The organism is Acinetobacter sp. MD2(2019) (assembly GCF_035615615.1).
In the GTDB taxonomy this organism is placed as follows: Bacteria; Pseudomonadota; Gammaproteobacteria; order Pseudomonadales; family Moraxellaceae; genus Acinetobacter.
On the sequence record NZ_VTDU01000026.1, the window covers coordinates 14,687 to 28,835 of the forward strand.

At 41.2% G+C, this 14,149-nt stretch carries 13 protein-coding genes and 1 pseudogene; 6 read left to right on the forward strand and 8 right to left on the reverse strand.

Annotated elements, in window-relative coordinates; genetic code table 11:
* Nucleotides 1-17: 17 nt before the first annotated feature.
* Nucleotides 18-836: a 3'-5' exonuclease gene (locus I2F62_RS11555; protein WP_324627155.1), complete on the reverse strand. Its 819-nt coding sequence runs from the start codon at nucleotides 834-836 to the stop codon at nucleotides 18-20.
* Between the two features lie 11 nt (nucleotides 837-847).
* Nucleotides 848-1,777 (reverse strand): cysteine synthase CysM, encoded by a 930-nt coding sequence (gene cysM, locus I2F62_RS11560; RefSeq protein ID WP_324627156.1) that lies wholly within the window; start codon nucleotides 1,775-1,777, stop codon nucleotides 848-850.
* A gap of 149 nt (nucleotides 1,778-1,926) precedes the next feature.
* On the opposite strand from cysM, the gene I2F62_RS11565 reads away from it, so the two are divergent.
* The 5 genes from I2F62_RS11565 (at nucleotide 1,927) to rsfS (ending at nucleotide 7,788) form a co-directional block, all read left to right on the forward strand.
* Complete coding sequence (locus tag I2F62_RS11565) at nucleotides 1,927-4,728, forward strand: ATP-binding protein (protein WP_324627157.1); 2,802 nt, start codon at nucleotides 1,927-1,929, stop codon at nucleotides 4,726-4,728.
* Nucleotides 4,729-4,832: 104 nt separating this feature from the next.
* Nucleotides 4,833-5,621: a crotonase/enoyl-CoA hydratase family protein gene (locus tag I2F62_RS11570; protein WP_324627158.1), complete on the forward strand. Its 789-nt coding sequence runs from the start codon at nucleotides 4,833-4,835 to the stop codon at nucleotides 5,619-5,621.
* 8 nt (nucleotides 5,622-5,629) lie between these two features.
* On the forward strand, nucleotides 5,630-6,490 hold the full coding sequence (locus I2F62_RS11575; protein ID WP_324627159.1) for an NAD(P)-dependent oxidoreductase: 861 nt from the start codon (nucleotides 5,630-5,632) through the stop codon (nucleotides 6,488-6,490).
* Between the two features lie 25 nt (nucleotides 6,491-6,515).
* Complete coding sequence (locus tag I2F62_RS11580) at nucleotides 6,516-7,304, forward strand: hydroxypyruvate isomerase family protein (RefSeq protein WP_324627160.1); 789 nt, start codon at nucleotides 6,516-6,518, stop codon at nucleotides 7,302-7,304.
* A gap of 79 nt (nucleotides 7,305-7,383) precedes the next feature.
* Nucleotides 7,384-7,788 (forward strand): ribosome silencing factor, encoded by a 405-nt coding sequence (gene rsfS, locus I2F62_RS11585; protein WP_324627161.1) that lies wholly within the window; start codon nucleotides 7,384-7,386, stop codon nucleotides 7,786-7,788.
* 70 nt (nucleotides 7,789-7,858) lie between these two features.
* Here the strand turns inward: rsfS and I2F62_RS11590 are convergent, their stop codons facing one another.
* The 5 genes from I2F62_RS11590 to I2F62_RS11610 all read right to left on the reverse strand — a co-directional run bounded on the left by I2F62_RS11590 (nucleotide 7,859) and on the right by I2F62_RS11610 (nucleotide 12,904).
* A complete protein-coding gene (locus I2F62_RS11590) occupies nucleotides 7,859-8,455 on the reverse strand; it encodes a cold shock domain-containing protein (protein WP_324627162.1) in 597 nt (198 codons plus the stop codon).
* 77 nt (nucleotides 8,456-8,532) lie between these two features.
* Nucleotides 8,533-9,573, reverse strand: coding sequence for a hypothetical protein (locus I2F62_RS11595; RefSeq protein ID WP_324627163.1), 1,041 nt, complete (start codon nucleotides 9,571-9,573; stop codon nucleotides 8,533-8,535).
* Between the two features lie 410 nt (nucleotides 9,574-9,983).
* Nucleotides 9,984-11,438, reverse strand: a complete 1,455-nt coding sequence (locus tag I2F62_RS11600; protein WP_324627164.1) for an NAD(P)(+) transhydrogenase (Re/Si-specific) subunit beta — start codon at nucleotides 11,436-11,438, stop codon at nucleotides 9,984-9,986.
* 12 nt (nucleotides 11,439-11,450) lie between these two features.
* Nucleotides 11,451-11,765, reverse strand: coding sequence for a proton-translocating transhydrogenase family protein (locus I2F62_RS11605; RefSeq protein WP_324627165.1), 315 nt, complete (start codon nucleotides 11,763-11,765; stop codon nucleotides 11,451-11,453).
* Between the two features lie 11 nt (nucleotides 11,766-11,776).
* Complete coding sequence (locus tag I2F62_RS11610; RefSeq protein WP_324627166.1) at nucleotides 11,777-12,904, reverse strand: Re/Si-specific NAD(P)(+) transhydrogenase subunit alpha; 1,128 nt, start codon at nucleotides 12,902-12,904, stop codon at nucleotides 11,777-11,779.
* A gap of 213 nt (nucleotides 12,905-13,117) precedes the next feature.
* Between I2F62_RS11610 and I2F62_RS11615 the strand changes: the two are divergent.
* Nucleotides 13,118-13,951: pseudogene (locus I2F62_RS11615) on the forward strand (DMT family transporter); the annotation flags it as partial.
* Between the two features lie 26 nt (nucleotides 13,952-13,977).
* On the opposite strand, the gene I2F62_RS11620 reads toward I2F62_RS11615, so the two are convergent.
* The coding region (locus I2F62_RS11620) for an IS1 family transposase (protein ID WP_324625973.1) at nucleotides 13,978-14,149 on the reverse strand (172 nt) is incomplete at its 5' end.

The window sequence follows — 14,149 nt, forward strand, 5'->3', positions numbered from 1 at the left end:
TATACCTAAATGAATAATTAAATAGAGAATGCGCTCGCACTGAATGTGGTCGCTTGAGCATTGCTTTCCCAAAGAGTTAAAAAATGCTGATGTTGCGGTTGTGTGCGTAAAAAGGCAATAGTATTTACGACCAATTGCTGATGATCTTCACGCAACAATTGTCCTTTTAGCAACATCCAACGTAAATAAATAAGCCATGTGTTTAACACATCGCCTTCGCAATATGCGGTTAAATCGGCCCAAGCCTGCTGCTTAATTTGTTGAGGAACCAGATACCCTGCATCTTGGCGCTTGCCCGGAAAACCGAGAAGCTGAGCAATTTCGTCTAACTTTTGAAAGTTACGGCCATTAAACATCGCCATTGCGTCCATTAAGTCGACATGTTGCTGATGATAACGGTTTTGATAATTACTAAAGCGCTTCTGGCGATTCAACTCGCCCTGATCGAATAAATTCGGGGCAGACAAGCCATGCAGCATGGTACGGAATAAAATTACGGGTAAATCGAACTGAATTCCATTCCAACTGACCAGTATAGGCGTTCTTTTCTCAAAAATAGATAAAAACTTTTGTAGTAATTCAGCTTCGCTGTAATCGGCTTGGCTAAATGAAAACAATTTAAAACCTTTTTCATCGACCCATAATCCCGAAATACAGACAATTTCATGTAACGGTAAGCGCTGAAAATCGGTTCCGCTGTCTTGGCGACGCAATTTATTTAATGCCGATTCGACATCATCGTCCGACAAGCCGTGCAACTGATATAAATTTGCCCCAGCCTTTAAATCGGTGATGGTTTCAATATCAAATACTAAAATGGGTAATCGCACATCCAACCTCGAACTATTTATTCGTCATCTTTTACAGAAAATAATCCTGTAGATAAATAACGGTCTGCACGATCGCAAATAATACATACGATAACCGCATCGGGTTGTTCTTCGGCAATTTTTAGCGCCGCCCAAACCGCCCCACCCGAGGACGTTCCGGCAGCAATGCCTTCTTTTTTCGCCAATTGACGCATCATTTTTTCTGCTTCAATTTGCGGAATATCAATAATACGATCGACGCGTGATGGATCAAAAATTGTAGGTAAATATTCTTTTGGCCAACGGCGAATGCCTGCAATGCTTGCGCCTTCACACGGCTGTAAGCCCACAATTTGAATATCTGGATTTTGTTGTTTCAGATATTTTGACACGCCCATAATGGTGCCTGTGGTTCCCATTGAACTGACAAAATGGGTAACTTTTCCACCCGTTTGCGCCCAAATTTCGGGGCCAGTGGTTAAATAATGGGCTTCTGAGTTATCTGGATTACCAAATTGATTTAATACAATGCCTTCACCACGTTGTTGCATTTGCATGGCTAAATCACGTGCGCCTTCCATGCCTTGTTGCTGCGTCACTTCAATTAATTCTGCGCCATATGCCAGCATCGCATCTTTACGTTCTTGGCTCATGTTATCGGGCATAATTAATTTCATTTTATAACCGCGCATGGCCGCCACCATGGCCAAAGCAATTCCAGTATTGCCACTGGTGGCTTCAATTAAGGTATCGCCCGCTTGAATATCACCACGTTTTTCGGCTTGTAAAATCATGTTATACGCTGGGCGGTCTTTTACTGAACCAGCAGGATTATTGCCTTCTAACTTAGCCAGCACCGTAGCCTGAGTCCTACAACCTAATCGCTGTAATCGAACCAATGGGGTTTTCCCCACATAATGATCTAATAAAAATTCATCTGCGAAAAAATTTGGATTGAGGTTGCTCATAGCCTACACCTTAATTTAGGTACACCTATTGTATGGAAAAATGCGCACAACTGCACTCCTTTCCTGATTTTTCTCGTGCCAAGCCAAACAGAATTCCGTTAAAAAAACATGCTAATATGCAGCGAGATTCAGAATAATTTGCAGCAATCATGGCGAAACTAAAAAAATCCATCTTCCAACGTTTGCAGCTCAACCATGCTTATGGGCAGTTGGTTGCCCTGATTTTTATTCCTATTGCCATTATTGCCGCGGTGGGCAGCACCTTGGTGATTCAAGAAACTGCCTCATCTGCACGTAGTCAACAACGCCATGTGGCGATTGCGATTTTATCGCGTTATCAAAAAACTGCGGAATTGCTAGCCTATAGCCTAGAAAAAGATCCAAAATCGGCCGCCAAAGCACAAATGATTTTGCTGCGCATGCTGAATGAAGCTTATTTACAACGTGCCAGCATTGCCGATGCCGATGGCAACACCCAACTGAGTATTGGTTATCAGGCCAAGCAAGCATGGCCGAAAATTGAAACCAGTAGTACTTTTATTGGCCCCATCCATATTCATCACAACTCGGTTTATGCCATTAAACTGTCGCCAAGTTCGACTCAATCGAGCTGGCTATTAATTGAATTGGACAACAAACCCTTAGAATTAGCGCATTATCGGGTTTTAACGGTTTTAATTATTACGGTATTTATTACTTTATTGCTGCTAATGATGTGCTTAAATTTTTACACGCGGCGCTGGATTGCACCACTGTATGAAATTCGCATGCAATTACAACGGCTTAATGCAGATAATCTTGATCAGCCTGTGGCGCTCAATAGTAGTGGTGAATTACGCCTGCTGCAAAAAGACATTGCCAATTTACTTAAACGCTTACATTACAGTTTCTTAGAATTAAAAGACCATACTGAACAAACCGAAGATGACTTACGCCGCACGTTAGACACCTTAGAAGTTCAGAACATTACTTATCGCCAAGCACGCGACCAGGCCATTTCTGCCAACCAATCTAAGTCAGTTTTTCTGGCCAACATTAGCCATGAATTACGTACACCGCTAAACAGTATTGATGGCTTCATTCATTTAATGCTGCGCCAAAACAACTTAAACACAGAGCAAAATTTATACTTACAAACCATCCGAAAATCGTCGGCACATTTATTGGCACTGATTAACGATGTACTGGATTTTTCTAAAATTGATGCCGGTAAACTTGAACTTGAAAATGCGCCTTTTGAGCTTGAAAATGCCATGTTCGATGCCATGGACATGCTTTCGCCATTGGCTTCACAAAAAAATATTAATATTGCCTTCTATTTTGCACACAACTTGCCCCATCAAGTGATTGGGGATGTTTTACGCTTTAAGCAAATTTTGACCAACTTAATTTCCAATGCGATTAAATTCACCCCTGAAGGTGAAATTATTGTTCGTGCACGCATGGAGCATGACGACATTGGCGCAGCCACCATTCACTTTAGTGTGCAAGACAGCGGCATTGGTGTGCATGGCAACGATCGTAAAAAATTATTTGAATCATTCTCTCAAGGTGATGCCTCTGTTACGCGTCAATTTGGCGGTACAGGATTAGGCTTAGCCATTTCTAAACAACTTGTCCAACTCATGCATGGTCAAATTGGTTTTGAAGATAACCAAGAACGCGCACCAACCGAAAAAGGCTCGACATTCTGGTTTAGCGCACGCTTCTTGGTCGATGAAGAACAAGAACCGCTCGAGGTTAATTTCCAACATGTGCATGTGGTGTCTTTCTTATCGCATCCAGCATCGGCCAATGTATTGCGTCATTATTTAGAAAATTACCATGTACAACATACCGAAGCTGTTTCGCTGTTAGACTTATTCAGCCGTCTGAATAATTTAGACAGCCATGAACATATTTGGGTTATTGTGGATCATGGTGGCGACACCTACGCGTTACTCAAAGAAATTCGCAGTCGCTACCAAGGCAACCTTGCCGTGTATGGCTATCAAATGTCGGTTGACCCGAACATGCTGGGCGAATTTAGAGCAACGGCGTTGTATCAACCGCTAAGCAGACAAGCGCTGATACAATTACTGAACAACCAAGTTCATTTTGAAGATGAAGAACCGCAGTCTTTTGATGGACAAGGCTTACATATCCTTGCTGTCGATGACCACTTACCCAACCTGATTGTTCTTGAAGCCTTATTGGGTGAATTAAACGTCAAAACCACCAAGGCCTTGAGTGGTCAGGATGCCATCACCCTCATTCAACAACAATTAGACCAAAAGCAAAAACCATTTGATTTAATTTTCATGGATATTCAAATGCCAGTCATGTCGGGAGTAGATACCACACGCGCCATTCGCTCGCTTGAATCGACCTTTGAAGATGTTCGCTTCCCAATTATTGCCCTCACCGCGCATGCATTGGCCGATGAAAAACAAAAATTACTGGCGGTTGGAATGGATGACTACGTGTCTAAACCTATCCAAATTGAACAACTCATCCAAATTTTAATTGAATGGACAGATCAGCAATTTGAAACAACACCGCATTTAGGTTTAACGCTCGGCAAAACCAATCATGAAATTGACACCGAAATTTTAGACTGGCAACTGAGTCTAAAATTGGCCGCCAACAAAGAAGATTTGGCTTTAGACCTGCTGCAAATGCTGATCGACAGTTTTAAAACTGAACTCGATGAAATTCAACAACTGATTGAACTAGAAGATTTCCCTCAACTTGAGCATGTGTTACATCGTCTTTATGGCGCTACCCGTTATGTGGGCACACCGAAACTGCAACAAGTGACGGGAGATTTTGAACAATTTGTTTCATTGTTGCGTAAAGAACAACGCCGTGCTGACGATGCCTTTATTCAAAACGTATTAAAACGCTTTGATGAACTCATCTTAGTTATCAGCCGCACCAAAGATGCCGCGCAATCGCATCTAAAGCAATAAAATAAATTTGGCAGCACGGTCATTTTTGAAACTGACTGTGCTGTCCATTCGCTGCAAATAAAAACCTGTTAATCTCTCGTTAGACCATTGTTCAAGGATATGACATGAGCCTCTTACGCATAGAAAATAACAACCATATTGTGACGATTTATTTAAGTCGACCCGAAAAGCGCAATGCGATGAACTTTGCTTTATTACAAGAACTGTACAATGCCGCCAAAACGCTCAAAAAAGATCGGCAACTGCGCGCAGTCATTTTAACTGGCGATGCACAGATCTTTAGTGCAGGTATTGACCTTGCCGATTTAAATGCCCCAGCAAAACGTGCCTTTGCGCTTTGGGAACTGATTAAACCCAGCCAAAGTTTATTCCAAAAAGCCTGCTTAATCTGGCAAGACTTACCGGTACCTGTAATTTGCGCAATTGAAGGTTATTGCTTTGGTGCAGGCTTACAATTGGCACTGGCTGCCGATTTTCGCATTTGCCACCCCACCACTCAACTTTCAATTATGGAAAGTCGCTGGGGATTGGTGCCAGACATGGGCATTAGTCAAAGCCTACGCGGCTTAGTGCCCATCGACACCATTAAAGAATTAACCTACACCGCACGTATTTTTAATGGCGAATATGCTAAATCGATTGGGCTTGTGAGTCATTTATCGGAACATCCTTTAGCCCAAGCCCAAGCCTTAGCCGATGAAATTGCCCTGCGCTCGCCCGATGCCATCTCGGCGTCGAAACAGGTTTTACAATCCATGTTGCATTTATCAACCTGTAAAACACTTTACTTAGAAAAACTCTGGCAACTCAAACTCATTCTTGGTAAAAATAGTCGTATTGCAAGAATAAAAGATAAGAACCCAACTGAACATTTTCAACCACGTCAGTTTTAAGGTGAATTATGCAAGCTCAGCAAAAAATTGCATTTTTAGGGATGGGGCTTATGGGCAGTCGTATGGCTACACGTTTGCTTCATGCAGGTTTCGAAGTTGCGGTTTGGAACCGTACCCCAACCGCATGTGACGCGCTGAAAAGCCAAGGGGCAACTCGTCTAAACCTAAATGAAATTGCAGATTATCCTATTGTTTTGCTCTGCCTTGCCGATGACACTGCAGTACATGCCGTCTTTGAACAGATTGAACCCTTTTTAACGGCATCACAAATTTTAGTCGACTTTTCGAGCATTACGGTTGAATCGACCCAACACCTTGCCCAGCAAGCCAAAGGTAAACATGCCACATGGATTGATTCCCCTGTTTCAGGCGGGACGATAGGCGCCGAACAAGGCAGTTTAGTGGTTTTTGCCGGTGGCGATGAAGCCAGCATTAACGTACTACGCCCGATCTATGCAACACTTTCGCAGCGCGTCACCTATATGGGCGCATCGGGTACTGGGCAAGCCACCAAATTATGTAACCAATTGATTGTGGCCGCCACCAGCACGTTAATTGCAGAAGCCATCGCACTTGCAACCAAAGCCAATGTAGACACCCATCGCCTTGCAGATGCACTGCGCGATGGTTTTGCCGACTCAAAACCGTTTCAAATTTTAGCACCACGTATGGCAACGCAATGTTTTGAACCGGTACAGTGGAAGGTGCAAACATTAAATAAAGACCTGAGCAATGCCATCCAACTGGCACAACATTTACAACTTCAACTTCCTGTGGCCGAAGGTGCATTAAAACAATTGTCTGATCATCAACAACAAGGTTATGCCACACAAGATCTCTCAACGTTGATTCAACACATCAAAGCCTAATTTGCTGTTATAACGGAGAATAAAGATGATTCAACTTGCTGTTAATCTCTCAATGATTTTTACCGAAGTGCCTTTAATTGAGCGCTTTGCCTTGGCCAAAAAGCATGGGTTTGATCATGTTGAAATCCAATTTCCATACGAACTGAGCATCGAACAAATTCGCGAGCAGCTTGAACGCTACAGCCTGAATTTATGCCTCATTAATCTGCCGGCCGGCGACTTAATGCAAGGCGGGAATGGGCTTGCAGGTATTCCCGGCAAAGAATCTGAGTTTTATCAAGCACTGCAACTTGGCTTACGTTATGCCTTGGCGCTGCACGTGCCCAATATTAACATTTTAGCCGGTAAACAACCTTACGATGCAGATTTACTCTCTTGCTTAAACACACTTTCTGACAATTTAAAATTAGCCACACATTTACTCAGTGAATATCGGATTCAGCCTCTTATCGAGATGATAAACGGCACCGATATGCCGCGCTTTTTAATCCAAAATATTGCTCAAGCGCAGGATATTTTGGATGCAGTTCAACATCCGGCATTAAAATTACAATACGATTGCTATCATATGGCAATGATGGGCGAAGATTTAATCAGCACCTTACACGAAAATATTCATCAAATTGGACATATTCAATTTGCAGATTGCCCAAATCGACACGAGCCCAACACTGGAGATCTTCATTTTAATCGTATCTTTGAATGGATTAAGCAGTCAACCTACAGCGGTTTTACGGCTGCTGAATATAAACCGAGCCTAAACTCGGAACAAAGTTTCGCGTGGAAACAGCAGTTTTTCGACCATATTGAATAATTCTTATGCAGGCAATTGAATTTTTAGCGCAAAACGACTATATTAGATGATGAGTAATAGTCTGGAAAATTAACTTTATATGAATTTAGAACCATCGCCCAGCGCTTCTAATTCGCACGAACTCGCTATGAACACAACAGATAAGCACAATGTACAAGCTTGCTTAAATGTTATTCATGAAGCACTTACAGATGTAAAAGCAAAAGATATTCTTGAAATTGATGTGAGCAATGTCAGCAATGTTGCTGATGCAATTATCATTGCAAGCGGAACATCAACTCGTCATGTTAAAGCCTTGGCTGATAACGTTGCTGATGAAGCACGTAAAGCTGGTTTTCGTCCAATTGGCGTTGAAGGTGAACGTGATGCCGAGTGGATTTTAATCGATTTAGGTTATGTTGTGGTACATGTGATGTTACCTACTGCGCGTAAGTTTTATGATTTAGAAAGCTTATGGCGTGCGGCTCCTGAAGCCACGGCTTAAATGATAAAAGCAGATAAAAAGAAGCGACCCACATGGTCGCTTTTTTATTGCAATATTAAAATGCTAAAAATTACCAGCGACTGTCATTTTCACAAGCATCTCCGTCACCATCTCCATCCATTTTTGTTCCTGGACAATTCCGTACAAACCAGTCTGCTTCAGCTTTTGAGTTCATTTGCGAACAATGTATTCGTCCATCACATTTAAAATTTGAGCTTACAGGTGTGATAGCAACTGAATTTTCCCTTTTTAAATTCAATGATGTTACGGGTTGCTCAGATAAATTTTTACGATGTAAATATTGCTGTACTTGTCCACCAATAAAATAAGCTGAACAAAGAATCATAATGACAGCAAACATCCATGAAAATAAAGGAAATGAAGCTTTTGATTGTCTGTTATTTGCCTTTTTTTTCCATGCCGGTGTCGAAATAACTTCATGCTGCAATATGCTTTTATCACTTGAATGATCTAAACGAATAATTTGTATTGCTCGCGTTTTATTCTGTTCTTGCTGAATTTGAAAACTTAATTTTTCACCAATTTGTGGTAACTGCCCTGTTGGAAAATCTTTGATGTGAAAAAACAAATCTTTTCCATCGTCCAAGGCAATAAAGCCGAACCCACGTTCTTGATTATACGTTTTAATTTTCCCATACTGACGCAATTGACACCCCTTATTCATCAAAAATATGTTTTAAGTTGATTTTTATTTAAAATAAAACTCTCGCAAGCTCAAATCATTTAACTTATTTTCAACAGCTTAGCTATATTATTATATTCATCAGTGTATTGATCATATAAATTAAAAGAATTTCCAACCGCCTTTAATAAAATCCAATTTTCTTGTTTTAATTGTGGCGTCCAAATTGGCGCATAATATTGGTTTTTAGCAAACGTTAAAACGTGCAGTACTTTTGCTTTATACAATTGCTGCTCATGTTCTGTATTGCAATATTTCCAAATTTTCACAAGCCAATCGATACGATCCCAAAAAACGAGATCATCATAAATCTCTAATCTTTGCTCAAAACAAATTTTCGTCGTACTTAATGCATAAAGATCATCAATATCTGACATTTCAGCACCTATTTTTACCAATCTTTTAATCACATGAAATGGCAATTTTAACTTTTTGCTACAAAGTAAGTTGACTGCTTCAGCAATAGATAAATAGCGCAGATTAATCGCTTTATTGATGATCGCCATCATCGTAGTCGGATTTTTCAGATTATAAAAATGTAAGCAAAAGTCTTGCTTATTCCAATTTAGCAATAGCATTTGTAATACAGACACTTTAATTTTTTCATCATTTGCACGTGGTTTTAAAGCATTAAAGTAATGATTAAAATTAAAATTTCTTCGTCTTAATACAAAAATTGCAAAATCAATTAAAGAGACATAGGGACTGTTAAATGCCAACATAACAAGATCATCGCTCAGCTGATTCATCTCAAACAAATGCTTAATAATCGTTCTTTTAACATCGATATATGCGGTCGCTATAAAACTTTGTTCTTGAACACCAACCGCTTGTTTTAAAATATGATTTATCCAATATTGCCGAATTTTCTGATCGACGGCGTATTCAGACATCAATAGTAAATCAGCCTCATCCATCAGCTTGTTCTGTTCAACAAAGCTAAATAAAGCACGACTTAATTTGCCCTGCTTCGTCGATACAATCAATTGCACACTTTCTAAATTTTGTGCAATTTGAGCCAACAATAGTGTTTCAATATCTTGCACCATGCGGATGCGTTTTGTAGCTGCCACAATATCCACAAAATAATGTATACATAATTCAGAAAACTTGGGTTGGTTTGCCCATGTGGCGAGATGTGTTGCAGCTAACTGCTGATTAATGGCAACATAATCACTGAGTTTTCGTAATAAATGTGGAAATAATTCAGGTTCAAAACAACCTTCTAGTTGATGTAGTGCAGCCTCTCGTTCATGGCCATTCCAATAATACAGTTGATGAATTATATCTTTTAAAACTTTTGCATCCATTATTCATAAATCATTGTTATCTATATAAATAGATTAACGACAAATATTTTGATTGGCAAATGAACTTGTTGCTGAATTTCTATATAACCATGCAAATGCAATATCCTGTCTAAACATTGCTGCTCATTCAGCTCTATCGCAGCAAAAAACCACCTGAAGGTGGTTTTTCATATCATATTTGATTAGTGACCATTTCCATTGATGGCTTTGATCATATCTTCCACCACTTTTTTGGCATCACCAAAAATCATCATGGTTTTATCGTTATAGAACAAGTCATTGTCTAAGCCAGCATAACCTGTTGCCATTGAGCGTTTGATCACCATAATCGTCCGTGCTTTATGTGCTTCCAAAATTGGCATCCCGTAAATTGGAGAGCTTGGATCATCTTTTGCCGCAGGGTTGACCACGTCATTGGCACCAATCACCAGCACCACATCGGTCGCAGGAAAGTCTGAGTTAATCTCATCCATTTCCAAAATATCTTCATAAGGCACATCTGCTTCAGCAAGCAAAACGTTCATATGACCTGGCATACGACCTGCAACTGGGTGAATCGCAAAACGTACAGTAACACCCTGTTCTTTTAATAGATTCGCTAATTCTTTAACCGCATTTTGTGCACGACCTTGCGCCATACCATAACCGGGTACAATCACCACACTGTCTGCATTTGACATCAAGAAGCCTGCGTCATCTGCTGAACCTGAACGATGGTTACGTTGCACTTGTTCGCCTTTGGCTGCACCTGCAACCGCAGAACCGCCCATGGCACCACCAAACAAAACATTGATGATGTTACGGTTCATGGCTTTACACATAATGTAAGACAGAATTGCGCCCGATGAACCCACCAAAGAACCAGCAACAATCAACATGTTGTTTTCTAAGGTAAAACCAATTCCCGCTGCCGCCCAACCCGAAAATGAGTTTAAGAGTGATACCACTACTGGCATATCACCACCACCGACAGGTGCAATCCATACCCATCCAAACACAAGTGCAAGTGCAGTCATTGCCCAGAAAGCGGTCATATTGCCTGTGGTGAAGAAATAGAAACCACACGCTAACATTGCAATAAAGATGATAGCCTGAACTGGTTTCACCCAAGCCCCTGAAATGGTTTTTGCCCATTTCTTCGCAGCCAATTTACCATAGGCAAATACAGAAGCGGTAAAGGTAATGGCACCCACAAAACAACCCACAAACAATTCAAATAAATGAACTGAGCTCATATGTGCATGCTGAACACCCGCAGCATTCAATGCCGCTTCGTTTTGTTCAAACAGAACGGTTAGTTGATTGTTGTGCAAAATTGCAGCAATCGCAATCAAAACCGCAGCCAAACCCACCAAAGAGTGCATGAGTGCAACAGTTTCAGGCATTTGCGTCATAGGGACTGTACGTGCACGCACGATCCCCACAATTGCACCTAACACCATCGCCCCAACAATCATCCACACCACAGGATGATCAGCAACAAAAAAGGTCGTTAATACCGCAATCGCCATACCGATCATGCCATAACGGTTACCCGAAATCGCAGTTTTAGGGCCAGATAAGCCACGAAGCGTCATAATAAACAGGACAGCACCTACAAGGTAGAACCACTCTGCATTCGCTCGAATAAATTCCATGTTTTCGTCCTCTTATTTTTTTTGCTTCGGCTTAAACATTTCTAGCATGCGCGCAGTCACCGCAAAACCACCAAAAATGTTAATACTCGCCAAGAACACCGCAACTGCACCTAATACACTCACGACATTAATGGTTTGAAAGTCCACACTACCTTCAACACCAATCATGGGAAGACCAACCGTTTGGATCATCGCACCCACAATAATGATTGAAGACAACGCATTGGTCACCGCCATCAGTGGCGTATGCAATGCAGGTGTTACTCCCCATACCACGTAATAACCTACGAAGATGGCAAGGACGAAAATTGTAATCGTTTCAACCATGAGTATTCTCCTTAACCACGTTTCAGCAGTACTTGACCGCCATGAGTGACCAATAGGGCTTTTTGAATTTCTTCTTCTGGATTAATTTGGAAATTCTTATCTGCATCAAATAATGTTTCAACAAAATTGAAAACATTTCGCGCATAAAGTGCTGATGCTTCTGTCGATAATGTCGATGGAATATTTGGCACACCCAAAATCTTCACCCCATTTTCAGTAAAAACTGTTTCACCTACTTTTGAGCCTTCAACGTTACCGCCTGTTTCAACCGCCATGTCTAAAATGACCGAACCCGGTTTCATTTTGGCAACCGTTGTCGCATTAATGAGGCGTGGTGCATTACGACCTGGCAATAATGCAGTAGTAATCACGATATCGGCATTTGAAACTGCCTTATCAACAATCGCAGCCTGATCTTTGATGTATTGTTCGCCCGGTGTCCAGCCATAGCCGTTTTTGGCGGCTTCATCAGCACGAGCTTGTTCTTCAGGTGACATTGGCACATCTAACCACTTACCCCCAAGTGACTCGACTTGCTCTTTGGCTGTTGGACGAAGATCTGTTGCCTCAACCACTGCACCTAAACGTTTTGCTGTTGCAATCGCTTGAAGACCCGCAACACCAACACCCATAATCACAACACGCGCAGGTTTTACAGTCCCCGCAGCCGTCATCAGCATTGGGAACATACGTTGGTATTCGTTTGCAGCCAGTAATACGGATTTGTATCCAGCCAAGTTGGCTTGTGATGAAAGTACATCCATATTCTGTGCACGCGATAAAGTCCGTGGTAACAGTTCTAATGCAAATGCAGACACGTTTTGATTCGCGAATGTATCCAAATCAGGATTACGATAAGGATCAAACATCGCCACAACGGTGGTATTGGCTGAAAGCTTTTGAATTTCATCACCTTCTGGCGCACGAACTTTCAAAATCAATTGACTACCTTGGTAGGCATCATCCGTAATAGTGGCGCCCACTTGTTCATAAGCACTGTCAATGTAAGCAGCTTTTACCCCTGCTCCACGTTCAATGACGACACTGTGGCCAGTGCCAATCAACTTTTTTACTGTCTCAGGTGTCGCAGCGACACGATTTTCACCTGCAACCGTTTCAGTTGGGATTCCGATCTGCATGAGCGTTCCTCCTCGATATATGGACAAAACAAAATATCTACACAAGGCTTCTATATTTTGTTGGTGCTTTTACTCGATTTTAGTCAAGCAAAATGCAATTGCCATACATCATTTATTTAATAAATAGTGACATCATCTAATTTATTCTTAAGATAGGACTTTAAAAATATGAAATAATGTGCTGGTTTTTTACCAATTTTCTGTATTTAAATGATTAAAATGGCGCTGTCTAAATCCCAAATTGGCTCTTTATGTGCGCTGTGTTCCGCCTTTTTATTTAGCTCAAAAGCTATTTTTATTAAGCAAGCCTATGCCTTGTCAGAACAAGTCAATGCAACGGTTTTAATGGCTTTACGCATGGGCACGGCACTGCCATTCTTCTTAATTATGGCATGGTATTTTAAGCACCAACGACAACAAGCTCTTGGCTATCGAGATATCGCCTTGCTGATTGTGGCAGGCTTATTAGGTTATTATTTTGCCAGTTGGCTCGATTTTGTCGGCCTAATGTATATTAGTGCTTCATTAGAAAGGATTATTTTATTTTTATATCCCACTTTAACGGTTTTAGCCTCTAGCGTCATTTATAAACAACGAATACGACTAAAGACGAGTGTTGCTATTTTTCTTAGTTATGGTGGAACGGTGATTGTACTGCTACAAGAGCAAAATCATGCACCATTACAAAGCAATTTTTGGTTAGGGGCAAGTTTAGTCTTTGCCAGTGCGGTTGCTTTTGCCAGTTATTTATTACTCACGCCGAAATTAATTCGCACCTTTGGCCCCTCGAATTTTACAGGGTTGGCCTTAACGGTTGCCTGTATTGGCACATTGGTTCATTATTTTTTAGCAACGCCACACGCACTTCACTTACTGGGTAACTTACCTACAGGCGTTTGGCTGTACGGCATTGGATTGGGTATTTTTGTGACGGTTTTACCGACGTTTTTACTCATGCAAAGTATTGCCCGTTTAGGTGCCGCGCAATCGGCCATGATTGCGGCCATTGGCCCTATTTTAACCATTTTATTGGCAGTGTTATTTTTGGTGGTGTTTCAAAAAGTATGCTGGCATTAGACGGATCCATTGTTGATATAAAAGAACACTAAATCAAACGCTTTGAAATGATTCTCAAGCTTTTTGGAGAAGTTACAGCTTCTCCTAAATCCTCGCCTGATGCGATGCCTCAATCGACAATTATTTCCTTCAATACCCACAGTGAAAAACTTACCAATCAATTGTTTG

Excerpts from the sequence above, each read along its gene's own strand:
- I2F62_RS11580 (WP_324627160.1), top strand. The coding sequence starts at position 6,516 with ATGATTCAACTTGCTGTTAATCTCTCAATGATTTTTACCGAAGTGCCT.
- I2F62_RS11565 (WP_324627157.1), top strand. The coding sequence starts at position 1,927 with ATGGCGAAACTAAAAAAATCCATCTTCCAACGTTTGCAGCTCAACCAT.
- rsfS (WP_324627161.1), top strand. The coding sequence starts at position 7,384 with ATGAATTTAGAACCATCGCCCAGCGCTTCTAATTCGCACGAACTCGCT.
- cysM (WP_324627156.1), bottom strand. The coding sequence starts at position 1,777 with ATGAGCAACCTCAATCCAAATTTTTTCGCAGATGAATTTTTATTAGAT.
- I2F62_RS11575 (WP_324627159.1), top strand. The coding sequence starts at position 5,630 with ATGCAAGCTCAGCAAAAAATTGCATTTTTAGGGATGGGGCTTATGGGC.
- I2F62_RS11610 (WP_324627166.1), bottom strand. The coding sequence starts at position 12,904 with ATGCAGATCGGAATCCCAACTGAAACGGTTGCAGGTGAAAATCGTGTC.
- I2F62_RS11570 (WP_324627158.1), top strand. The coding sequence starts at position 4,833 with ATGAGCCTCTTACGCATAGAAAATAACAACCATATTGTGACGATTTAT.
- I2F62_RS11600 (WP_324627164.1), bottom strand. The coding sequence starts at position 11,438 with ATGGAATTTATTCGAGCGAATGCAGAGTGGTTCTACCTTGTAGGTGCT.
- I2F62_RS11605 (WP_324627165.1), bottom strand. The coding sequence starts at position 11,765 with ATGGTTGAAACGATTACAATTTTCGTCCTTGCCATCTTCGTAGGTTAT.